This window comes from Alphaproteobacteria bacterium (genome assembly GCA_025210155.1).
Lineage (GTDB): Bacteria > Pseudomonadota > Alphaproteobacteria > Rs-D84 > CASDRH01 > JAOASE01.
This window is the reverse complement of record JAOASE010000010.1, coordinates 132,223-155,491: the sequence shown is the minus strand read 5'-3', so window position 1 is coordinate 155,491 and position 23,269 is coordinate 132,223. Positions and strand designations below refer to the sequence as shown.

The window sequence follows — 23,269 nt, the reverse complement described above, 5'->3', positions numbered from 1 at the left end:
TGATTGTAAGAAGCACTTTTGATTTTTGGCGATCGAGTATTAACTATAAACGATACCAAAATTCTCAAGCACTTTTAATTCCACCACTGCGGATTAAAATCCTTGCTTGTGGTAAAACGTAAACGAATTGTTGCGGTCGCTTATACTTCCTTTCAATTCTACTTTTTTTCCACTCGCACAGAATACTTGTAAAAAACTTTTTTTTTAAAAACCGTAATAGTTTTATTTACAACCCTTTTTTAAAAGGATTTGAACTTTTATTTAGCTTCTGTTTTTGGAGCTTCTTCAGCGCCTAAGTCTTTTCCTGAAGCTTTAACTTGTTCTTTAACACCTTCTAAAGCAGATTTAGAAAGTAGAGAACAGTAAAGTTCTAAAGCTCTGATAGCGTCGTCGTTACCTGGTACAGGGAAATCGATTTCGTCGATTTGTGAGTTAGTATCACAGATACCAATTACAGGAACGCCTAGAACTCTTGCTTCGTCGATAGCTAATTGTTCTTTTTGAGTGTCGATAACGATCATTAGATCTGGAGTACCGTTGATTTCTTTAATACCACAGAAAACGTTTTCTAGTTTAACTCTTTGTCTTTCTAACATAAGAACTTCTTTTTTAGTTAGACCAAGTTTGTCAGCGTTAGCAATATCTTTTTCGATTTTGTTTAGCTTGTTTAATGATTTTGAAACTGTTTTCCAGTTAGTGAACATACCACCTAACCATCTGTGGTTAACGTAGTGTCCGCCGCACAATTCTGCGTATTTTTGAACGATTGGTTGTGCTTGTTTTTTAGTACCAACGAAAAGAACTTTACCACCTTTAGATGCGATTTCTTTTGTTAAGTACATTGCTTTCAATAACATTGGAGCAGTTTTTTGTAAGTCTATAATGTGAACGCCATCTCTTGTTCCATAGATGAAGTTTTTCATTGCAGGGTTCCATCTTCTTTTAGTGTGTCCGAAGTGTACGCCAGCTTCCATTAAGTCTTTAATTGTAAATTTAGGTAATGCCATTTTAATGACTCCTTTCTTTATGTTTTTTATCAGTTGTTCTAATGTTAATCTTTAGTATATTCAATGGCTTAGATTGAACATACACTGAAAGGAAAGAAAGAAATATGTAAACGTTTCGAATGAAACTAATATCTCGATTTAACCATAGTGATTAACACGGTTTTTTGTTTAATTACAGGGATTATATAATGAGATTTTTAACAAGTCAAGACTTATTTTTTCTAGGAAATTATTCAGAAAAATAGGGGTGAAAATGGTGTTAATTTGGGTGGATTTAGTTTGTTATTTTAGGAATGGTTTCGTAAAAATTGGGGGATTTCGGAAAATTTAGTGCGTTTTTAGAGCAAAAAAGTCTCTAATTTGAGTAAAAAAGTCCCGATTTAGACTAAAAAAGTGTCGATTTTGAGCAAAAATGTTTTTTGAGGATAGATATTTAAACATTATTGACAAATAACTTGATAAATAAAAGGTGTTGAGATAAAATTTATCACAAAATAATAAAACTAGGTAATATGTTATGAAAAAAATTATCAATGATAAAAATTTTGAGTTAAGAGATGATCAAGTAGAAGCTGTTGCAGCATCTAGAGAATATTTTGAAAATAATGATAGAGGTCAGTTGATTAAACCGTGTGGTACTGGTAAAACAGTTACTTCTATTGCTATTTGGGAAGATAGATTGCCAGATACTACTGTTGTGTTTGTACCTAGTTTGAATTTGTTAAAACAAACTAAAGATAATTTTAAGAAATATTCAGATGTGGATTTTGATTATTTATGTGTTTGTTCTGATAAATCTGTTGATGATTCTAATTTGAATGAAGAAGACGAAGTTGAAATAGAAATTAGTGAAGTTGATGATGCTTCAAAGGTTACTACTAATTCAGATGATATTGTTGAGTTTTTGAATAAGGAAAATGATGGAAAACCTAAATTGATTTATTCTACTTATAATTCAAGTGAGCAGATAGTTAATGCTGTGGAGAGTTTACCGGAAGGTTTTAAATTTGATTTATCTATGATTGATGAGGCGCATAAGACAGCTACGAGAACAAATGATTTAAATTATTATAATTATCCTTTGAGAGATGAATATATTCCAGTTGATAAGAGAGTGTTTTTGACTGCTACTCCTAAGGTAGAAAAGCAAACTTTTGCTGATGATGGTAATGAAATGATTTATAGTATGGATAATGAAGAGGTTTATGGTAAAGAGTTTTATCATATGACTTATAGATATGCTATAGAGAACGATATAATTTCAGATTATAAGATTATTGCAGTTGGTATTACTAGGGATGAGAAGGTTTTTCTTGAAGAGTATTTCCAAGAACACGGTATTCACAATGATTTGTTAGTTAAAGAATTTTATTATGTTTATGCTTTACATAAAGCTATGAAAGAATATGGAATTAAAAAGACTATTTCTTTCCATTCTGATGTCGCTAATGCAAAAAGCTTTTTTGAAAAGATAAATTTATTTAAAGAGCATATAGATATTGAAGATTTAAATACTTCTCATGTAAATGGAAAGATGAAGGCAGATCAAAGAAATGATGAGATGGATAAATATGCTGCAAAAGGTGAAAAATCTATTATTACTAATTGTAATTGCTTGACTGAAGGTATTGATGTTCCAGCTACTGATGCTGTGTTTTTTAGTGATAATAAGACTTCAATAATTGCTATTGTTCAAGCTGTTGGTAGAGCAATGAGAAAGGCCTTGGAAAAAGAGTTGGGTTATATTATTTTACCTATGCTTCATAGCGATGATAGTTCTTTAGAAAGTAAAATTGATGAAGGTAATTTTAAAAATATTATTACAGTATTAAAAGCTTTAGCAAGTTCAGATGAAAGAATTGCTGAAGAAGTTAAAGCTAAGAGAAAATCTATGGCTGAGAGTGAGGATGGAGTTGATTCTTCTGACCTTACTGGAGATGCAGAAGAAAGAATTTCTTATAAGGGATTTGATTTATCTTTTGTGGAAGCTGTGGATTTAGAAGATACAGGGCTGTTTTTTACAGAGATAGAAAAAAGTGTTGGGTTTAATAAAAGTAATTTTGAAACTTCATTTGAAAGATTTAAGGAAATATTGGAAGAATTGGAAAAACCTGAAAATATAGAAGAAAAGAAAGAATTGCAAAAGTTAAGAAGAAAGAGTTTTTCAAAAAAAATAGCTAAGCTGGATGCTGGATGTGTTTTGAGTAATTCTACAGTGGATAATTGGTTAATAAACAAAAAAGAAGGAGTTGCAGAGTTATTAAATCAATATGGATATGAAAATGTCATCGATATTGATTTTGCATTTACTACTTTCAAGAAAATATTGGAAGGGTTAGAAAAACCTGAAAATATAGAAGAAAAGAAAGAATTTCAAAAGTTAAGTAGAATGAGTTTTTCAAAAAAAATAGCTAAGTTAGATACTGGATGTGTTTTGAAAGGAAGTAGAGTTGGTTTTTGGTTAGAAAATAACAAAGAAGGAGTTGCAGAGTTATTAAATCAATATGGATATGAAAATGTTATCGATATTGATTTTGCATTTACTACTTTCAAGAAAATATTGGAAGGGTTAGAAAAACCTGAAAATATAGAAGAAAAGAAAAAGTTACAATCTTTATCTAAAAAGAATTTTTCAAAAGAAATAGCTAAGTTAGATACTAGATGTTTTTTGAGTAATTCAACAGTTGTTGATTGGTTGAGAAGGGAAAAAGCAGGTTTGTTCGAACTTTTAAATAACTACGGTTATGAAAATGTGACGGATGTAAATTTTGCTTTTACTATATTAAAAAAAATATTAGAAGAATTGGAAAAACCTGAAAATATAGAAGAAAAGAAAAAATTACAAAAGTTAAGAAGAAATAGTTTTTCAAAAGAAATAGCTAAACTAGATACTGGATGTGTTTTGAGTAATTCGACAGTAAGTAATTGGTTGGGGTCTCGTAAAAAAGAAGGTGTGGCTGAGGTTCTTTATGACTATGGATATATTAATGTTTTAAAGTCTGAGCAGATTGGAGCTATTGAAAGTGCACAGAAAGATTCTATTGACGAGGAGTTTGATAAGTTGAAGGGTGATCAGGATAATAAGCTTAGGCAAAAAGGTAAATCTGAAAATGATGAAGTTCAGTAAGGCTAAATAAAAGAGGGGGTGAAAATCCTCTTTTTTATATAAATGAAATTGTTTAGGAATAAAAAAGAAGCTTAAACCTTTTGGGGCTAAGCTTCTTGTGTTTTGTTAGTCTATACACAGCATTAATAAATTCTTCTTATCTTCCTTCGATAATGAGTTTATTATCTGTGAAAGGTCTTCTAGACTTAGGTTTTCCTTTGATGTTACATCTTTAGGTAATTCAATGTTTTTATCCTTTTGTAACGTGGAAATCTTTTCGTCTACTAGCTCTAAAATGTTATTTTTTGCGTTACCTTTTATTTTAGCAGCGTTTTGATATTCACTTTTGATTTCAGCCAGGGTTTGCAAATCGTTTATGTTTTCTAGACATAACCTTCTTATACTAACATAAGGACTTTTAAGTAAAAACTTTTTTAAACCTTCTGGGTTTACTGAGTTTTTAGTGATAAAAATCTTATTAATTTTATCTGGGCTCCATCTGTAAATTTCTGGAAGAAAATCGTTTAGAACTTCTTTGTCTTTTATAAGATGAAAAATAGCGTTGGTTATTTTCTGATTTTCAAAGAATAACTTTCTTTTAAATCTGAAGGATAACAAATCTAATTGTTTTAATTCTTCAATCCCTGATAAATAGTCTACATCATTGTTGAAATATGCGGTGACTAACTTTTTTTGTTTTGCTTTGTTCATATGTATTATAGGTTTAAATTATTCACTTTATTTAACAAAACATTATTATATATAAAATATTTGTCAAGAAAAAAGTGTTTGGGTGAGGGTTTTTCTTTCTTGTAATTTTGCAGAGATTGGGTATAGTTTATTATTAAGATATTTGAAATAGTTTCGAAAGGGTCATTGTTGATGCAAAAAGTAGTAGAGCAAGAAGTAAATCAAGAGTTCGATTTTAAGAAAGATTTAAATACATTATTAGGAAAAATTAAAGCCTATAATTTGATGTTTGATAAGGATGATGAGAAGTTGTTGTCCGATGCTTTCTGGTATGCTCATGACAAGCATGAAGGGCAGTATAGAAGAAGTGGTGAGCCTTACTTTATCCACCCAGTGTATATTGCTAATTTGGCTGCTGATTATCATATGGATATTACTACTATTATGGCGGCGTTGTTGCATGACGTAGTGGAAGATACTGATACTAGTAATGTGGATATTAAGAAGAAGTTTGGTGATGATGTTGCGTTTATTGTGAAGGGTGTGACGAATATTACTAATATTGATTTTAAGTCGAAAGAGCAGAAGCAGCTTAGAAATTATGTGAAGTTGTTGTTTGCTATGGCGGTGGATATTAGGGTGCTGATTATTAAGTTGTTTGATAGGTTGCATTCGTTGAGGACTCTTGCGCATTTGCCTGCTGAGAAGAGAAAGAGAAAAGCTTTTCAGGCGTTGGAAGTGTATTTCCCTCTTGCAGAAAGAATTGGTATGGAAGAGCTGAAGATAGAGTATGGTAATCTATGTGTGAAGTGGCTTTATGAGGATTCTTTTAATGAAATTTGTAAACATCTTGAAGATATTAGAGAAGGTGGACAGGGCTATATAAAAGATATTATTGATGAGCTGCAAGGGTTGGCTAATAAGCATAATGTGGATTGTAAGATTGTTGGTAGGGAGAAGTCTCCTTATTCTATTTGGCAGAAGATGAATAAGAAGGGTGTGTCGTTCGATAAGATTTATGATATCGTTGCCTTCAGGTTTATTGTGAATTCAGTGGAAGATTGCTATAAGATGTTAGGGGTGTTGCACTCGGAGTATAAGTCTGTGCCGGGTAGATTTAAGGATTATATTTCTTTTCCTAAGGCGAATGATTATCAGTCGTTGCATACCGTTGTGTTTGGTGCTAAGAACCAGATGATTGAGATACAGATTAGGACTAAGGAGATGGATGATGTAGCTAATTATGGTATCGCTGCGCATTGGTTGTATAAAGAAGGTGCTACTGGTGAGAAGGATAGGAAAGAGTTAGCTTGGGTGAAGGATGTTGTTCATTCGGTTAAGAAATCTTGGGATAGAGAAGAGGCGTTGAAGAGTGCTAAGCTGACGTTGTTCTCGGATTCTGTGTTTGCGTTTACTCCGAATGGGGATGTGATTACGCTGCCTGAAGGGGCTACGGTTTTGGACTTTGCATATGCTATTCATTCGGTGGTAGGGAACACTTGTTTGGCTGCGAAGGTTAACAGGGTTACTAAGAATATTAAGTATATTGTGAAGACTGGTGATAGTATTGAGATTATTACTTCTTCTAAGCAGAAGCCTGTTGATGAGTGGTTGAGGTTTGTGAAGACTTCTAAGGCGAAGACTTATATTAAGAAGTATTTGACTGAGTCTAGGAAGGGTGAGATTATTGCTAGTGGTAAAGCGAAGTTGTTTAGGGTTGCTAGTGATAATAAGTTGAAGTTGACTGATAAGCAGGTGGATTCTTATGCTACTATTTTAGGGCATCCGTCGCATGAAGATGTTTATTTGAAGATTGGTGCTGGGAATTTGAAGGTAGATACTGTTCTTCAATATATTTATCCTGAGACTAAAGATACTAAGAAAAAGATGAAACAATTTTCTAAGGATAAGGATTTAGAAGAGAATATTAACGTGCTTAATTCTTCTAGCTTATCGTCTTTGGAAAAAGCTACGTCGAAGAACTTGATGGATATTCCTATTACATTTTCTAAATGTTGCTATCCTATTCCTGATGAGCCAATTGTAGGAGTTGTAAATACCGGGAAAGATATTGCAATTCATAGGGCTAATTGTAAGGTGTTGGCTAAGGAAAATGACAATTCATTGATTTCGTTGAATTGGGCTGAGGATACTATACCTATGAAGTCGTATCAGGCTAGGATTTTTGTGGTTGCGGATTATCAAAAAATCTTTATGGATGTGTCTTCGTTGCTTTCTAAGATGGAAAGTAATATGGGTAACGTTAAGATACTTTATAAGTCGGATTCATTCGTTGAAATGTATGTAGATATTGAGGTTAAGAATAGAGATCATCTTAATAGGATTTTACATGCTATGAGAGGGTTGAAGTCTATAAAGATTGCAGACCGCTTCTCAAATTAAACGGCGTCTTTTGCACGATTGATTGCAACAAACACTTTCGATTTTTGGCAGTCGAGTATTACTTATACACGACACCAAAATTCTCAAGCATTTTTGCTTCCACTCGCACAAAATACTTGTTTAATTACGGTGGTTAAGTTTTTGTAATATTAGGGATTTGGGAATTTTGAATATTTGTTCCTTATAAATGATTATCTTATGTATTATATATACACTGCGAAATCATTTTAAGAAACATCCAAATCAAAAGTAACCAAATCTTTGTGTTGAAACTTTTCAGAGAAGGAAGCTTTATATAAAATATTTGTTTAATTGTGTTGTATGAGTTTTTTAATAATTGGGGAGTTTTAATATGGAAAAGACTGAAGATAAAAGAAGTAAGGACATAGTTCTTGTTCCTTTTTGTATTCTTTGCCAGGCATTTCAAGCTAAAGGTATTGTTAGGTTTGATTGGAAAGCGACTATAAAACCTTTAGTGGATGAGCTTTCTAATTCAGATATTAATATAATTCAGATGCCTTGTCCTGAGTCTCAATTTAATGGCTGGAAAAAAGGATTGTCGAGAGAACCTATGGGCTATAAGGAGTATAACACTCCTGAGTTCAGAAAATTATGTTCTAAATTGGCTGAAGATGTTTTAGATATGATTAAGGGTATTCTTGAAAATGGTTATAATATTTTGGCTATTATGGGAATAGAAATGTCTCCATCTTGTTCTGTGAATTATCAATATACTAATAAAGGTATGATTAATTTGTCCGGAGTTTATATTCAAGAACTTAAGAAGCTTTTAGATGAAAATAATCTTGATATAAAATTTATTGGGATAAATAGGAGGCACGTTGGCAAGTCTCATAGAGATTTAAAAGCTCTTATTGAAAATAGAACTCTTATTTAAAGAATATGGCGGTGGTGAAAACCACTGCTTTTTTTGTTTGTAATTTATTTGTTTTAAGTGTAAATTTATTTAAATTTGTAAGGAGGTTTTAATGTCAAAATTTAATATTACTTTTTTTAGAGATAGGGAAGAGGATAAGCATTCTGTATTTAATTTTTTTCAAAATTCTTCTCCAGATGGTTGGATAGATAGATCTGTTTATTATAAATTACCTCTTCATATTGTTAAAGATATGGTAGATAAGAAAGAAGGCGCAAAGAAACAGTTATTTGATTTTATGGATAGAGAATATGATATAGCTGAAGAAATAGATTTTTACAGAGCTGCTCAAAACCATAATGAAAAATTATGGAAGGGTATTTCTACTAAATTTGCTAAAAGAGTTTTTGAAATTACAGATAAAGAATTATGTGAATATAAGTGTCATGTTTCTATGCATTTGACTACTTCTGCTTGGAATGAATATGCTACTATAAGAAGGAATGTTATGTTGTTGTGGGAAGAGCAATATATGACAGCTTTTGAAATTTTACTTTCTCATACATTTAAGTTTGTTCGTGATTATTATTCTGAAGAAGATGTCGCTAGTGCTTGGGATGTTTGGGGTTTTGCTGAAATTACAGCATCATTTATTATGAGAGATAGTGTTTTATATGATATGTTTCCAGATGTAAAAGAAAGAGACATAAATATTAATTGGTTTAAGAATACTCCTTATACTTGTTTGGTAGAACATGAGGATGTCTTTAAGGGCTTTTGGATTGGTAGGAAATCGTTTAAGGACTATGTAGATAGGTCTGTTGAATATCTAAAGAAAAATCCTATAGTTTTTTAATTTAAAAATTTGATTAAACTTCGTTTTTGTGGTATACTTTCTCTATAATTTTAAGTTGGAGAATTATTATGAAAATGAAATTGATCAATAAATCTACTGCATTTGTTAGTGTTTTATCTATGTTGTCAGTGATGATTGTTGCGGAAAGCGATTCTTTTGCCAGAGGTTCAGGAGGTTATTCTACGCGTTCTGGTTCTCGTACAGTTATTAGACGAGCTACTACAACATCAGTTGGAACTATAACAGCTACAACTTCGGAAGAGAAAGATTGTAAGAGTTCTTATGTAGATTGTATGGATGCTTTAATTCCTTATATCGTTGAAAGAAATGAGTTCTTAAAAAAGGATAAAACTACTAGGAAGTTTTTGAGTAATGATAATGAATTAAGATGTGTGTATGATGATTCTCAAATAGATATTAACGGAACAGTTATTAATACTACTGAAGCTTTAAGTGCTAATTCATTTGGTAAGGCTTCTATTAGTACAGGTGCTGGATCTAACTTATCTAGAATGGCAACTTTATTTAGAAATTATAATTACTATTGTGATGAAACTTCAGATGCTCAAAGTGACGCTAAGTGTACTTATGATAAAGATGCAGCTTCTAAGCATTATGCGGCGTCTACTTCTTCAGCTTATTATGGCGCGTTGGATGATCAAATTGAAAATGGTAACTTAAACCTTGCTAATTTTAGTAGTGGTATTCTTCAAGATTTAGGTGTGAATGTTGAAGGTGCTAAGAAGTCTGCTAAAGATAAAAATGGTAAAGATACAGATTATGGTTTTGCTGTTACTGTAGCTCCTCCATCTTTTGCGTTGGATGCTGCTGGTGAATATGCTACTGCTCATGAAATTTGTATGTCTGGTAAATCAGTTGATGAGTTGAAAAAGAAAAGATTGTTATCTTCTGTTATGACTGGTTCTGGTTTGGGTTTATCTTATTTGGCTGAAAAGATTGATATTTTGAGTGAAGATGAGTGTCAAGATTCTGAAATGTTAAGTAATGTTCAAAATTACTATAAGTTTGGTAAATGGGAAGAAGATAAAGAAAAACAATGTAAGGATAAAGGTCATACTTGGGATGCTGATACTGAATATTGTTGGATAGATAAAAATGCTGGCAAAAAGTTCTATGATTTTACTGGTGAGTTAGTTGATGAAAATTATATGACTCCTAAGAAGTCTTGTGATCAATATGAAATTGCTTTGCAATCTCATAGATTAGAAATGAAATCTTCTGTTCAAGCTAAGTTGGTAGCTAGATCTAAAGAAATTGAAGCTGAGTTAAAGAAAAAAGAATTGGCTAATTTGACGGAAGAAGCTGAGTTGAATAATGAAATTGCTCAAATGCAAAATTCGTTCTTTAAATCTTGTACTGAAACTTTTAATGATTGTATGAGTTTATCTTGTGGAACAGATGATGTTTACGGTGGAGCTTATTCTGGTTGTGTAGACTTTAATGGTCCTAAGGCTGAGAAATTACTTTCAGGTGGTATGATGTGTTATCCTGAATATAAAATCTGTGTGGAGAATATTGCTAGAACTGTGAATAAAGATAGAGTTTCTCCTTATTTACAAGAATGGTTAAGAACTCTTAACGATCAAGAGTATCAAAAAATGGCTATAGATATTATTGCTGGTAATATTGGTCAAGTTTATACAGATATGTTAGAGCAATCATGTGAAGAAAGTGGCGGGTTCTTTGAAAATCAATTCTGTTTTGTGAAAGCTATGTTGAAAGCTTCATCATCATATACTAAAAATAAAAGAAAAAGTGGCGGTATTTTAGGTGGCTTTGCAGGTGGAAGAAAATCTACGAGTGAAACTAATTCAGAGAACTTTAAAAGTGAATATATGGTTTTCCCTGGTATAGCTTTAGAATGTAAGGATAAGAGTGTTTCTAAATCTAAGAAAAATGCAGGAGGTCTTGGAAATTTTGGATCTTGGTCTGTTGTTGGTGGAGGTAGTAAAGGTGGCTCTAATAAAACAGAAAATTTCACAGTTGATTTAATTAAAAATGTTGATGGTGTAGAAGATGTATCAGATGGATGTGGTGAACTGTTTTATCCAGATAATTGGGGTAACTATATTTCATATCTTTATACCAATGATACTAGATATGGGATTGATGGTGAAAGTTTAATTGAAGATAATAAATTAAATATTTACAGTGAAGTTAAATATTGTAAGGATGGAAATTGTGATTCTTTAGATAAAAGAAGAGGGATAACTGTTAATATGCAAGATCTTACTTTCTATAAAGATGGTAAGGATGGACAAGAGGTTGTTACTCCTAAATCATTTATGATGGAAAAGACTAAGACTGTTATTGGTGGTAAAGATGGTGTAGCTGGTACAGGCGATGATGCTTGGGGTGCTATATTCAAAGGTCAAGAATAATAGTTCATTGAAATCGGAGAGAGGAGAAGGGGAGTTTCGTAGAGAAGCTCCTTTTCTTTATTTGTTTTTTGAAATATGGGGGATTTGGGAATTTTGAATGAAACTATTTTTTGAAGTGATAGGTAAGTTGTTTAAGTGACGGGGGTTCTGACGCAGCATGTTTGTAAAACAAACATTTACTTTCAGTAAAACGTAAAAGTTTTCACTTTGATAAATCTTCGTGAAAACTAACTTTTTTTGAACTGGCTCATTTCATTCGTGGTTAAATTCAGTAAATCTACCTATTTAAAATGAAAAATTGCCCCTGAAGGGACAATTCCTAATTTTAAATGGGGTGAGTGACGGGGATTGAACCCGCGACAACCAGTACCACAAACTGGTGCTCTACCAACTGAGCGACACCCACCATGTTAGACTTTCTTTCGAAATCTTGTATAAAATAATATAAAGTATCCGAAATGTCAATACTAATTTTAATATAAAATAATTTTATAATCAACCTCTTTTACAACTTTTTATATGTATGTTTTTTCTAGCACATCTTTTAATTGACGGATATTTTAATATTTACGTTTTTTTCAACTTTTAGTAAATTTGTTCTTGACTTGTTCTAAGAACATAGGTAGAATATTTTTATAAGGTTAAAACGATTCGTTCTGAATAGGGAGGTGGCGATGTTAACTAAAAGACAAATGGATTTATTTAAATATTTAGACTCTTATATTTCTGAGCATGATGGCTTAGCGCCTTCATTTGATGAAATGAGAGAAGCTATTGGTTTGAAATCTAAATCAGGCATATTCTTGTTAATGAAAGGCTTGCAAGATAGAGGTTTTATTAGAACTATTCCTAATAGAGCAAGAGCTGTTGAGATTTTGAAATATCCACCATTTTTTAATGAAGGGAAAGATTCTTTAGAACCAGTGGAAATTGCTAATGATATGATTAATGTTCCAGTGTATGGAAAGATTGCTGCTGGTACGCCAATTGAAGCTATTAAAGGTAATGGTGAAGATATGGTTCAAGTTTCTTCTTCAATGGTTGGGGCTGGTAATTTTTATGCTCTTAAAGTTGAAGGTGACTCTATGATTGAAGCTGGTATTCATGATGGAGACAGAGTTATTATTAAAGATACTTCAAATGCTAGAGAAGGTGAAATTGTAGTTGCTTTAATTGATAATGAAGAAGTTACTTTAAAATATATGAAGAATAAAGATGGAAAAGTTAGATTGATACCTGCTAATCCAGAATATGATGAGAGAGTTTTAGAACCTAATAGAGTTAAGGTGCAAGGTGTTCTTGCTATGCTGTTAAGGTCTTATCACTAAATTTTAAATATATTTGCTTAAATAAATCATTGAAATTTATTTTGTGTGGATAAAAAATCTGTTTTATTTATACTAGAGTAGAATTTTAATGAGGTGTTTATTTTTGCGAAAAAATAGGATATCGTGTCTTCAGAAGGAAGATAAAAGGAAGTTTAAAAAAGGAGAATATTAATGTCTGATAAAAAGAAAGCATTGGATGCTGCGTTAGCTCAAATTGAAAAGTCGTTTGGTAAAGGTTCTATTATGACTTTAGGTAAGAATACAGCTATGGATGTGGAAGCAATTTCTACAGGTTCTATAGGTCTTGACTTAGCTTTGGGAATTGGTGGTTTACCAAAAGGAAGAATTATTGAAATTTATGGACCAGAGTCATCAGGTAAAACAACATTGACTTTACATGCAATTGCTGAAGCTCAAAAAACAGGTGGTACTTGTGCATTTGTTGATGCTGAGCACGCTTTGGATCCTGCTTATGCAAGAAAAATTGGTATTAATACTGATGAGTTGATTTTATCTCAACCAGATACAGGAGAACAAGCTTTAGAAATTACAGAAACTCTTGTTAAATCAGGTGCTATTGATGTGGTTGTGGTTGACTCTGTTGCAGCGCTTGTACCAAAGGCTGAAATTGAAGGTGAAATGGGAGATTCTCATGTTGGTTTACAAGCAAGACTTATGTCTCAAGCTTTAAGAAAATTAACATCTATCGTTTCTAGATCAAACTGTTTAGTTATCTTTATTAACCAAATCAGAATGAAGATTGGTGTTATGTTTGGTAACCCAGAAACTACTACTGGTGGAAACGCTCTAAAATTCTATTCTTCTGTTAGAATGGATATTAGAAGAGTTGGTGCTATTAAAGATAAGGAAGATGTTATTGGTAACCAAACTAGGGTGAAGATTGTGAAGAATAAAGTGTCACCTCCGTTTAAGGTTGTTGAGTTCGATATTATGTATAATCAAGGTATTTCTAAAGTAGGTGAAATTATTGACTTTGGTGTTAAGTTAGGATTTGTTGAAAAAGCTGGATCATGGTTCTCTTATAATGGTGATAAGATTGGTCAAGGTAGAGAAAATGCTAAGCAATTCTTATTAGATAATCCTAAGGTTATGGATGAAATCGAAGCTAAAATTAGATCATCAAAAGATGAAGTCGTGGATCTTGATTTAGAACCAGTTGAAAAAGAAGTGGAAGAAATTATTGTTACAAAGTAACTTTTAAGAATTAAATCTTACTACTGAATGGAGCGTCTACCTTTTGTAGACGCTTTGTTTTAGAGTTTTTTGATGTGTTGATTTTTATTTTCTCATTGACAGAATCCCCTCTTACGCCTATAATATATATAGATCAAATTGTAGTTTGGAGGTACTAGATATGGCATTATCAAAGAATGCAAGTGACTTATTTTTCTTGATGAAAGTTTGGAAAGAAAATGGTGTTAGGATTAGTGATAATCTTAATGTGTATTCTAGCGATAATTTTATAAATTCAGAGACCTCTTTTAGAGAAGAAATAGTTTATGAAACTGAAGATGCTGATCATATAATATTTGCAGATTTAAATAATGTTGTGCTTAATGAAAAGGGTTTTATAATATCTTATAATGGTGCTTTTCTTAGAGATACTCATGAGTATTATGGAAAAGTTTTTAAAAAGAAAGAGACTTTAGTTGTTGATGCTAGATTTTATTTTAATGATAAAAATGGTAAGACAGTTAATTATTTTGAGAATATGAAAGAATTATCTGAGGAAGTTGCTTTTAAAACTAAGTTCTATAATTCGGAAAATGATGTAGAGGGCAGAGGTAACAAAAATGGTTTTTCTATTAAAAACCATAGATTGCAAGGATATAGAGCAAGAGTACCTTTAGATAGTAATAATTTTGATCATCAAGTTTTTATTAATGCTTATAATAATTTGCTTCATTCAAATAATATGAATTATGGAGTAGAAACTTACAACGATTATGATGAAGAAATAAATCCAGATTATGTTGGTTCTTTGTATTCTAAGCCTCATTTAACAGATAATAATGTTATGAAAACTGTTGAGAATTTGAGTTCTTCGGTTTTATATGATGATGAAGAACTTTTATTGAGATCTTTATATGGAAAGAAAAAGAGTATTGCTTATAAAGATGAAGAAAAAGGTTTTGTTAGGTTAGCAGGTAAAAAGTTAAAACATCATTTGGATGATTTAAAAGATAGAAATGTTAAATTATTTGATGAAATAGTTGAGTTTAAAAAAGAGTTTATTGCTAATAGAGATTTTTATGGAACATATGAAAACTTTTTGAGTATTAAAAAAGATGAGTTAGAAAACCCTGAAAATTTAATTCCTGAAATAACTGAAGAAGATATGTTGATGGGTGACTTGGAGGAAGCTAAAAAATCTTTAGATAAAAAGATTAAACAGGCTCCTAAACAATATAGTGTTTTCTCGGAAGAAGCAATGGATGAAATGGTTGATCCTGATCTTAAAAAGGAAAGAGAAGATAAGATTTTAAAGAAGATAGGTAAACGAGCTGATAAGCATGCTAGAAAGAAAATTGCAGAAGAAGAGGCATCAAGAGTTAAGAGAGAAGAGATAGATGCAGAGCGTTATTTACCTTCTGGATGGAATACTTCTACAGCCGATAATGCATCTGGTCCAGAGTTGGCAGAGCTTACTGGTAATTATGATGATTATGCTGTCCCAGCTAATGTTCAAGACATGGAAGAGGAAGAAGAAGTTATCAGAATGGAAGAAAAGAAAAAGCAGCGTAAGAGAATATATAGAGAGAAAGGTCAAAAGACAATTGCATAAAAAATTAAAGCTCCTAATTAGGGAGCTTTTTTATTTGGAAAGAAAGATCCTCGGAAAATTCCGAGGATTATTTTTATTTCTTATTTGATTTTTTCTTAGCTTTTCTTTCGGCTTTTAATTCACCTAGGTAAAGCATACATGGTGTGAATACTAATGTAAGTATTGTTGCGAATGATAAACCAAAGATAACTGATCTAGAGAATTTACTCCACATATCCATTGATGGTCCACCCATTATTATTGCTCCACTGAAGAAATCAATGTTAAGTCTTAGAGCCATTGGTACTAGTCCTAGGATTGTAGTTATTGTTGTTAATATAACTGGTCTAAGTCTTAGTACACCTGTTCTTATAACAGCTTCTCTTTTATCTGATATGTGCTCTCTTATTTCTGCGAATGTATCAATAAGAACGATGTTGTTGTTAACAACTATACCAGCCAGAGATACTATGGCAATTCCTGTCATGATGATAGTAAATGGACTTAATGTCATTACTAATCCAAGCATAACACCTGTGATAGAAAGAACGATCGCAGATAATATCAATCCAACATAGTAGAAATTGTTAAATTGAGTTAGAAGAATGATACCCATAATGAATACTGCATTTAGGAATGCTATTGCAAGGAAACTCATTGCTTCGTTTGTATCTTCGAATTCACCTCTGAATTTTATGTTTATTCCTTCTACAGGAACAGGATTGTTTTTAATCCATTCTTTTACTTCAGGAAGTAGTTTTGAAAGTTGGTAATCTGGTTTAACTTCAGATCTTACTTCCATAACAGTATTTTTATTAATCCTTCTGATATTACCTACTTTTTCTTTAGCTTTGATTTTTACAAAGTTTGAAATAGGTAGGTTACCACTTTCTGTTGGAATTTGAATGTTATCTAATTCAGTTATTTTTCTGAACGCTTCAGGGTATCTTAATACGATCCAAACTTCATCATCTGTGTCAGATGGTCTGTAAGATGTTAGTCTAGCACCTTGTGTTATAAGTTGGATAGTTTGTCCGATAGAGCTTATGTCTAAGTTATATTTTAGTGCTTGAGCTCTGTCGATTTCAAATTCCCATTGGATACCAGGAAGTGGAGCAGTATCTTCAGTATCGATGAAACCTTCTATGCTTTCAACACCTTTTTTAACGTGCTTAACGGCAGTTTTTAGATCTTCGAAATTATCTGTTTCAGAAGAAATTTCTATTTGAAGAGGTTTACCTTGGCTAGGTCCGTGTTCTTCTTTAAGAATTTCTATTTCTATACCAGGGAATTCTTTAAGGTCTCTTCTGATGTTGTGTATGATTTCATCAGCAGTGATTCTTTCTTTCCAATCTTTTAGTTCTAGTTGAAGATAACCAACAACATCTTCTGATGAGTTTTGTGTTCTTGCACCAGAACGAGTGTAGATAGTTTTTATACCTTCTTGTCCTTTAATTTCTTTTTCTACTGATCTGATAATGTCTCTTTCTTCTTCTGCAGAAAGGTTTCCTAAGGCGTGTATATTTAGATATACGAAGTTCGGCTCTGTGTCAGGGAAGAATATAGTTCCTAATTGACTTTTTCCAAAGGCAAAGAATGAGAAGAACATGATAGCTACACAACTCCATATTATTTTTTTAGGTCTTTCTAATGCCCAAGTTATGATGTTGTAGTAAGTTTTATTATAGCCTTTAAGTTTGCTATATTCTCCGTTTTCGATGTGTTGGATTTCTTTTTCAATTTCTGAAACTTCATTCTTATTTTTTTTCTTAGGTTCTTTTCCTGTGTAAGCACCAATTACAGGTATGAATATTAATGCTACGAAAAGTGAAGATATAAGAACGCATACAAGAGCGATAGGCATATATCTCATGAATTTACCAACGATACCAGGCCAGAATAGTAATGGTGAGAATGCTGCTATTGTTGTCGCTGTTGATGATATGATTGGTAGAGCCATTCTGCTAGATGCTTCATAGTAAGCTTCTTTTCTAGTAGCTCCTTGAGCAAGTTTTCTGTCGGCGTATTCTGTTACAACGATTGCTCCATCCACAAGCATACCTACTGATAGGATAAGTCCAAATAGAACCATCATGTTCATTGTGAAGCCAGTAAATCCTATTAGAAGGATACCCATTAGGAATGAACCTGGGATAGATATACCAACTAGGAAGCCTGATCTAATACCAAGCATTAGGATAACTACACAAAGAACTAGAAGTATTGCTAGGATTACTGAATTTTCTAAGTCTCTTAAATCATCTCTTACGTTTTTAGAAGAGTCAGCAGTATAGAATATGCTAACAGTTTCTGGAAGACTTTGTTTGAATTTAGCTGTTATAACTTTAGCTTCGTCGATAACGTCTAGAATGTTTCCTGTTGATAGTTTTTTAACTTCTAGAGTTATAACGCTTTTACCGTTTAGAGAAACATATTCTTCAGCGTCTTCATATGTTTTGTAAACATCAGCGATGTCTTGAACTTTAATTACAGAGTCGCCACTAGTTTTGATAGGCATATCTAAGATGTCTTTAATATTTTCTATAAGACCTGGAATTTGTACAGGGAATGAACCTATTTCAGAATTGATATTACCAGCTGGGATAATAGTATTTGATCTATTGAATAGGTTGCTTAGTTCTGCTACAGATATGTTATGAGAAAGCATTTTAGCAGGATCAATGATTATGTCTACTTGGTCGTCTCTATCACCACCCATTTCTACTTCAGAAACTCCGTTGATTGCTTCAAGTTGAGTTTGAAGTTTTTTTCCAACTGATAGAAGTGTTCTTTCTGGAATGTCTCCAGCTATATTAACGTTAATTATGGCGAACTCAGATGTAGAAAATTCCTTAATTACAGGTTCTTCTGCATCTGAAGGGAAGTCAGGTTTCGCCATATCTACTGCGTCTTTTACGTCGCTTAATGCTTTAGATGAGTCCCAACCTGCAACGAATTCTGCTTGAACTTGGCAGAAGTTTTGATAACAGTCGGATTTTATTTCATCGATACCTTTTACTGATTTTAGTTCTTCTTCAATTGGTTTTGCTATAAGCCTGATACCATCAGAAGGAGATAGACCTCTTAGAGAAACTGTTGTAAATATATTCGCAACAGAAACATCAGGGAATGCTTCTTTTTGAATGTTTATGTATTTCATAGCTCCTGATACTATTAGCAGGATGAATATTGCTATTGCAGTTTTATATTTTTTGAAGATTGTTTTAAGCATTCTTTAATTTCCTTTGCAATATTTTTAAATTTAAATTTTTTTTAGGTCTTTTATGTCGTTAGTTATTAAAGTTATTTTTTCTTTAATACTTCCGTCTATGTCTTCTATTTTATTTGTTAGAAGAAGAGTTTTAGTTCCTGCTTCTATTCCAGCTTTTATAGCTTCATCACTGTCGTCTACGAATATGGCTTCTTCAGGTTTTATATCAAGCTCTTCTAATATTTTTAATATCATGTCTGGAGCAGGTTTTGGTTCTTCTACGTCACAGCTACTTATTATATATTTAAATAGGTGTTCTATTTCTAAGTTTTTAACTCCTTTGTGAACTCTTTCATGTCTAGTGTTTGTTGCTATGGCATGAATGTAACCTTCTTTATAAGTTTCCTTAATGAAATCTAAAGTTTCTTTTTTCACCATTTCGTCACAGATTTTATTCATAGGGTGTGTGCGAACTAGTTCTGTAAATTTTTCTATAGATATTTCTTTTTGGTTCTCCGATGGAGTTTTAAGAAACTCGTTATAGAAATCGTTTATGTTACCATGTTTTAAATCTTTTAATCCAGAAGGGTCTTTGCCGTATTGGTTAAATATGTCTGTCATAAATTTTTTAACGACTTCAACTGAATCTATTATTACTCCGTCTAGGTCCCAGATTATTAATTTCAATTTATTTTCCTTTGATTTTTGCTTCTATCTAAAGTAAACTATATAAAACTTTATGTGAAAAGATTACTTGATGAAGTTTTGTCTAAGTTGTCGTTCCTACGAATGCTGAGTTGTGAGAGCTAACATAGGAACGACAGAGTATAATAGGAGATTTGCGTTTCTATTATACTTATTTCTTAAAGTTATTTATTTTCTACAGCGTTTACTTTTGCGCCTTCTTTAACGTATTCTTGTCCGCTGATAATAACTTTACTATCTTTTTTAAGCCCTGAAACCCAGATAGCTTCTTTATTTTGTTTTAGAAGTTTGATAGCGTTGAATTCTACGATACCTTCTGCGTTTACTGTTTTAAGACCAACGATACCTTTGTCGTTGAAAGTAATTGCTGAAAGTTTAGAAATTTTAGTAGCTTTTTCTCTGCTTAGAGGGAAGAATACTTTTGCTGTCATTCCGTCGTTGATTTGACCATCTTTATTTTTGATTAATATTTCAACTTTGAAAGTTCTTGTTTGAGCATCGGCTACTGAAGAAATATAAGTTACTTTACCTTTAGTTTCGTAACCAGATAGTAATTCGATTCTGGCTTCGCTACCTTTTTTAACTTGGTTGATGTATTTTTCAGGTAATGAGATGCTTACTTTTACGTTGTCTAATTTAACTATAGTTCCTAGTACGTCTCCGTTTTTAACAAAATCTCCAATCTCAACATCTAAGCTGTCAAAAAAACCATCGAAAGGAGCTTTAATGTTTGAGTAGGAGATATCTAAAGTCGTAGACTTATAACCAGATTTCGCTGCGTTAAGATTTGCTTCGGCTTGTTTAAGTTCGTTTTTAGAAGATAGACCACTTTTGAAAAGTTCTTTAGTACTTTCGTAAACTACCTTTGCTTGTTCCAAAGTAGATTCAGCACTTTTTAATCTGATAGTTCTATCGTCGTTTGAAAGTTTGATAAGAGTATTACCTTTTTTAACTATATTACCTTGGTCGATTGTTTTTTCTGTAACATAACCGTCTGTTCTAGCTTTAAGAGGAACTTTTTTACCAGCTTCTGCTTGCCCGTAGATAGTTATCTCAGATAAGATCTCTTCTCTTGCAGCAGTTTCTACTTCTACACTTGGAAGTTTTTCAGAGTTATCATCACTTTTAGCTGATAATAATTTTATTTGAGTTATTGTGAATGCACCTAAAAACCAGATTACTGTCATAATTAAGATTAAAATAACTACTTTTTCGGGTTTTAGTTCTTTTGCTTTTTGAATATGTTTCTTTGAATGGTGTTTAATTTTGTTAGCGATTCTTTTCATATTTTATGTCTTTCCTCTTGTTTTAAAACGATTATTTGAATTTCACGAATCAATGTTTTAAATTTTTGTAGTTATATTTTACATAAAAAGCTTGTAAAATGCAATAGTTTTTATTAAAATTTTTGATATTCAAAATAATAATTTTAGTTTTATTGAAGGGAAAATGTGAAATGGAATATAATTTTAATGATATCGAGAAAAAATGGCAGAAAAAATGGTCTGAAGCAAAATCTTTTGAAGTTAAAGAAATTGCTGATAAAGAAAAGTTTTATTGCTTACTCGAATTTCCTTTTCCTTCAGGTTCTGGTTTGCACGTAGGTCATGTTAGACCTTATACTGCTATGGATGTTGTTGCTCGTAAAAAAAGAATGGAAGGGAAGAATGTTTTATTTCCTATGGGATTTGATTCTTTTGGTATGCAAGCAGAGCAGTATGCTATTAAGACAGGTGGTCACCCAAGAGAGATTACAGAAGAGAATTGTTCTACTTATAAGAAGCAATTAGAGAATTTAGGTTTGTCATTTGATTGGAGTAGGGAAATTGCTACTTCTCGTACAGGATATTATAAATGGACGCAATGGATGTTCTTGCAATTCTTTAAACAAGGTTTGGCTTATAAAGCGGAAGATACTATGAATTGGTGTCCTGCTTGTAAACTTGCTTTGACTAATGAAGAATTGGAGAAGGGTAAATGTGAACGTTGCGGTGGTGATGTTATTCAAAAGACTAAGTCTCAATGGACTTTGAGAATGAAAGATTACTCTCAAAAGTTAATCGATGGTTTAGATCATGTGGATTATACAGACAATATTAAAAAGCAACAAATCAATTGGATTGGTAAATCTGTTGGTGCTAATGTTGATTTTAAATTGAGTGCTGGTGATGATAAGTTAACTGTGTTTACAACAAGACCTGATACTATTTTTGGTGTGAGTTTTATGGTTGTTGCACCTGAGCATCCTATGTTGGAAAAATTCTCAGGAGAGATTTCTAATTATTCAGATGTTGAAGCGTATAAAGTAGCTTCTAATAAGAAGACTGAGATGGAAAGAATGGAAGGTAAAGAGAAATCAGGTGTGAAGCTTGAGGGAGTTTTTGCTATCAATCCATTTAATGGAAAAGAAGTTCCTATTTTTGTTTCGGATTATGTTATGATGGGTTATGGTACTGGTGCTGTTATGGCAGTTCCTGCTCATGATCAAAGAGATTATGAATTTGCTAAGAAGTTTGGATGTGAAATTGTTCAAGTTATCGAAGGTGGAGATATAGAAGTAGAAGCTTATGCAGGAGATGGTAAGCATATTAATTCTGGTTTTATGGATGGACTTGGAAAACAAGATTCTATTAATTCCGCTATTAAATTCTGTGAAGAGAATTCTTGTGGTGAAAAAGCTGTTAACTATAAAATGAAAGATTGGTTGTTCTCTCGTCAAAGATATTGGGGAGAACCAGTTCCTATGGTTTATTGTGAGACTTGTAAGAAAGTTCATGAAGCTGAAGGCAGAGAAAATGCAGGTTGGGTTGCTTTACCAGAAAGTGAATTGCCATTAGAGTTACCTCATATTGATAACTATTTACCTACTGATGAAGGTGATGCTCCTTTAGCTAGAGCTGAAGAATGGGTTAACTGTAAATGTCCTGTTTGTGGTGGAGCTGCTACTAGAGAGACAGATACTATGCCTAACTGGGCTGGTTCGTCTTGGTATTACTTGAGATATATGGATGCTAATAATTCTGAAGAGTTTGCAGCTCAGGATAAGGTTAATTATTGGGGACAAGTTGATTTATATTGTGGTGGTCAAGAACATACTACAAGACATTTGTTATATGCTAGGTTCTGGCATAAGGCTCTATATGATGCTGGTATAGTTTCATATGATGAACCTTTTTCTAGTAGAATTTCTCAAGGGCTTATCGGTGGTGAAGATGGTCAAAAGATGTCTAAGTCTAAAGGTAATGTAGTAAATCCAGATGATATTGTTGGTGAATATGGTGCAGATACTTTAAGAGCTTATGAAGCGTTTATTGCTCCGTTCGCGGATGATGTTCCTTGGAACACTTCTTCTATGATTGGTGTTCACAGATTTTTACAAAAGGTTTGGAGATATGCTGATAGAACTGAAGATAGACCTATGAATGAAGTTGAAGAAAAAGCGTTGCATAGATCTATTAAGGAAGTTGGTGAAAGAATAGATACTCAAAGATTTAATACAGTTGTTTCATCTCTTATGGAGTGTTTGAATGCGTTGCCAAGCGAGGGTGATATTTCTGCTGATTTTATGAAGGGTTTTGTAAAGGTGCTTAACCCAGTTGCTCCTCATATTTCTGAAGAGATTTGGGAGAAGTTAGGTGGTGATAATTTCCTTGTGTTTGAAGCGTGGCCATCGTATGATGAAAGTAAGTTAGTTGAAAGTACGGTTTCTATTGCTGTGTCGGTTAATGGTAAGAAGAGAGATGTGATTTCTATTGCTGCTGACGCTAGTAAAGATGAAATGGAAAAGTTAGCATTAGCTTCGGATAATGTTCAAAAGTTTATCGAAGGAAAAGATATTGTGAAAGTGATAGTTGTTCCTGGTAAGATGGTGAACTTTGTTATTAAGTAAAAAGGAGGAC

Annotated in this window: 14 protein-coding genes and 1 tRNA gene; 9 read left to right on the top strand and 6 right to left on the bottom strand. The window is 32.4% G+C overall.

Features of this window, described 5'->3' with window-relative positions:
• Positions 1–257 precede the first annotated feature (257 nt).
• Positions 258–1,007 (bottom strand): 30S ribosomal protein S2, encoded by a 750-nt coding sequence (gene rpsB, locus N4A44_04270; protein MCT4552857.1) that lies wholly within the window; start codon positions 1,005–1,007, stop codon positions 258–260.
• A gap of 517 nt (positions 1,008–1,524) precedes the next feature.
• Here rpsB and N4A44_04265 point away from each other — a divergent pair.
• Positions 1,525–4,134: a DEAD/DEAH box helicase family protein gene (locus N4A44_04265; GenBank protein MCT4552856.1), complete on the top strand. Its 2,610-nt coding sequence runs from the start codon at positions 1,525–1,527 to the stop codon at positions 4,132–4,134.
• A 105-nt stretch (positions 4,135–4,239) separates the two neighbouring features.
• Here N4A44_04265 and N4A44_04260 read toward each other — a convergent pair whose 3' ends face one another.
• A complete protein-coding gene (locus N4A44_04260) occupies positions 4,240–4,824 on the bottom strand; it encodes a hypothetical protein (protein ID MCT4552855.1) in 585 nt (194 codons plus the stop codon).
• A gap of 171 nt (positions 4,825–4,995) precedes the next feature.
• Here N4A44_04260 and N4A44_04255 point away from each other — a divergent pair, with 171 nt between their 5' ends.
• From N4A44_04255 to N4A44_04240, 4 genes are all read left to right on the top strand, one after another.
• Positions 4,996–7,206, top strand: coding sequence for a RelA/SpoT family protein (locus N4A44_04255; protein ID MCT4552854.1), 2,211 nt, complete (start codon positions 4,996–4,998; stop codon positions 7,204–7,206).
• Between the two features lie 352 nt (positions 7,207–7,558).
• Entirely contained in the window at positions 7,559–8,104 is a 546-nt protein-coding gene (locus N4A44_04250; GenBank protein MCT4552853.1) for a hypothetical protein, read from the top strand.
• A 91-nt stretch (positions 8,105–8,195) separates the two neighbouring features.
• Positions 8,196–8,939 (top strand): hypothetical protein, encoded by a 744-nt coding sequence (locus N4A44_04245; protein MCT4552852.1) that lies wholly within the window; start codon positions 8,196–8,198, stop codon positions 8,937–8,939.
• A 68-nt stretch (positions 8,940–9,007) separates the two neighbouring features.
• Positions 9,008–11,341, top strand: a complete 2,334-nt coding sequence (locus tag N4A44_04240) for a hypothetical protein (GenBank protein ID MCT4552851.1) — start codon at positions 9,008–9,010, stop codon at positions 11,339–11,341.
• A gap of 330 nt (positions 11,342–11,671) precedes the next feature.
• Here N4A44_04240 and N4A44_04235 read toward each other — a convergent pair.
• Positions 11,672–11,747 (bottom strand) — tRNA-His (locus N4A44_04235).
• A gap of 268 nt (positions 11,748–12,015) precedes the next feature.
• Here N4A44_04235 and lexA point away from each other — a divergent pair.
• From lexA to N4A44_04220, 3 genes are all read left to right on the top strand, one after another.
• Positions 12,016–12,669: a transcriptional repressor LexA gene (lexA, locus tag N4A44_04230; GenBank protein ID MCT4552850.1), complete on the top strand. Its 654-nt coding sequence runs from the start codon at positions 12,016–12,018 to the stop codon at positions 12,667–12,669.
• A gap of 171 nt (positions 12,670–12,840) precedes the next feature.
• Entirely contained in the window at positions 12,841–13,884 is a 1,044-nt protein-coding gene (gene recA / locus N4A44_04225) for a recombinase RecA (GenBank protein ID MCT4552849.1), read from the top strand.
• A gap of 160 nt (positions 13,885–14,044) precedes the next feature.
• Positions 14,045–15,475: a hypothetical protein gene (locus tag N4A44_04220; protein ID MCT4552848.1), complete on the top strand. Its 1,431-nt coding sequence runs from the start codon at positions 14,045–14,047 to the stop codon at positions 15,473–15,475.
• 73 nt (positions 15,476–15,548) lie between these two features.
• Here the strand turns inward: N4A44_04220 and N4A44_04215 are convergent, their stop codons facing one another.
• From N4A44_04215 to N4A44_04205, 3 genes are all read right to left on the bottom strand, one after another.
• The gene (locus N4A44_04215; GenBank protein MCT4552847.1) at positions 15,549–18,686 is read right to left on the bottom strand and encodes an efflux RND transporter permease subunit; all 3,138 of its coding nucleotides are present in this window, start codon (positions 18,684–18,686) and stop codon (positions 15,549–15,551) included.
• Positions 18,687–18,716: 30 nt separating this feature from the next.
• Positions 18,717–19,352 carry an HAD family hydrolase gene (locus N4A44_04210; GenBank protein MCT4552846.1) on the bottom strand — a complete coding sequence of 212 codons (636 nt, stop codon included), beginning with the start codon at positions 19,350–19,352 and terminating at the stop codon, positions 18,717–18,719.
• Positions 19,353–19,534: 182 nt separating this feature from the next.
• The gene (locus tag N4A44_04205) at positions 19,535–20,656 is read right to left on the bottom strand and encodes an efflux RND transporter periplasmic adaptor subunit (protein ID MCT4552845.1); all 1,122 of its coding nucleotides are present in this window, start codon (positions 20,654–20,656) and stop codon (positions 19,535–19,537) included.
• 170 nt (positions 20,657–20,826) lie between these two features.
• Between N4A44_04205 and leuS the strand changes: the two genes are divergently transcribed.
• On the top strand, positions 20,827–23,259 hold the full coding sequence (gene leuS, locus N4A44_04200) for a leucine--tRNA ligase (GenBank protein ID MCT4552844.1): 2,433 nt from the start codon (positions 20,827–20,829) through the stop codon (positions 23,257–23,259).
• Positions 23,260–23,269 lie beyond the last annotated feature (10 nt).

What these genes read in the sequence shown, in the direction of transcription:
- rpsB (MCT4552857.1), bottom strand. Translation starts at nt 1,007, where the DNA reads ATGGCATTACCTAAATTTACAATTAAAGACTTAATGGAAGCTGGCGTA.
- N4A44_04265 (MCT4552856.1), top strand. Translation starts at nt 1,525, where the DNA reads ATGAAAAAAATTATCAATGATAAAAATTTTGAGTTAAGAGATGATCAA.
- N4A44_04260 (MCT4552855.1), bottom strand. Translation starts at nt 4,824, where the DNA reads ATGAACAAAGCAAAACAAAAAAAGTTAGTCACCGCATATTTCAACAAT.
- N4A44_04255 (MCT4552854.1), top strand. Translation starts at nt 4,996, where the DNA reads ATGCAAAAAGTAGTAGAGCAAGAAGTAAATCAAGAGTTCGATTTTAAG.
- N4A44_04250 (MCT4552853.1), top strand. Translation starts at nt 7,559, where the DNA reads ATGGAAAAGACTGAAGATAAAAGAAGTAAGGACATAGTTCTTGTTCCT.
- N4A44_04245 (MCT4552852.1), top strand. Translation starts at nt 8,196, where the DNA reads ATGTCAAAATTTAATATTACTTTTTTTAGAGATAGGGAAGAGGATAAG.
- N4A44_04240 (MCT4552851.1), top strand. Translation starts at nt 9,008, where the DNA reads ATGAAAATGAAATTGATCAATAAATCTACTGCATTTGTTAGTGTTTTA.
- lexA (MCT4552850.1), top strand. Translation starts at nt 12,016, where the DNA reads ATGTTAACTAAAAGACAAATGGATTTATTTAAATATTTAGACTCTTAT.
- recA (MCT4552849.1), top strand. Translation starts at nt 12,841, where the DNA reads ATGTCTGATAAAAAGAAAGCATTGGATGCTGCGTTAGCTCAAATTGAA.
- N4A44_04220 (MCT4552848.1), top strand. Translation starts at nt 14,045, where the DNA reads ATGGCATTATCAAAGAATGCAAGTGACTTATTTTTCTTGATGAAAGTT.
- N4A44_04215 (MCT4552847.1), bottom strand. Translation starts at nt 18,686, where the DNA reads ATGCTTAAAACAATCTTCAAAAAATATAAAACTGCAATAGCAATATTC.
- N4A44_04205 (MCT4552845.1), bottom strand. Translation starts at nt 20,656, where the DNA reads ATGAAAAGAATCGCTAACAAAATTAAACACCATTCAAAGAAACATATT.
- leuS (MCT4552844.1), top strand. Translation starts at nt 20,827, where the DNA reads ATGGAATATAATTTTAATGATATCGAGAAAAAATGGCAGAAAAAATGG.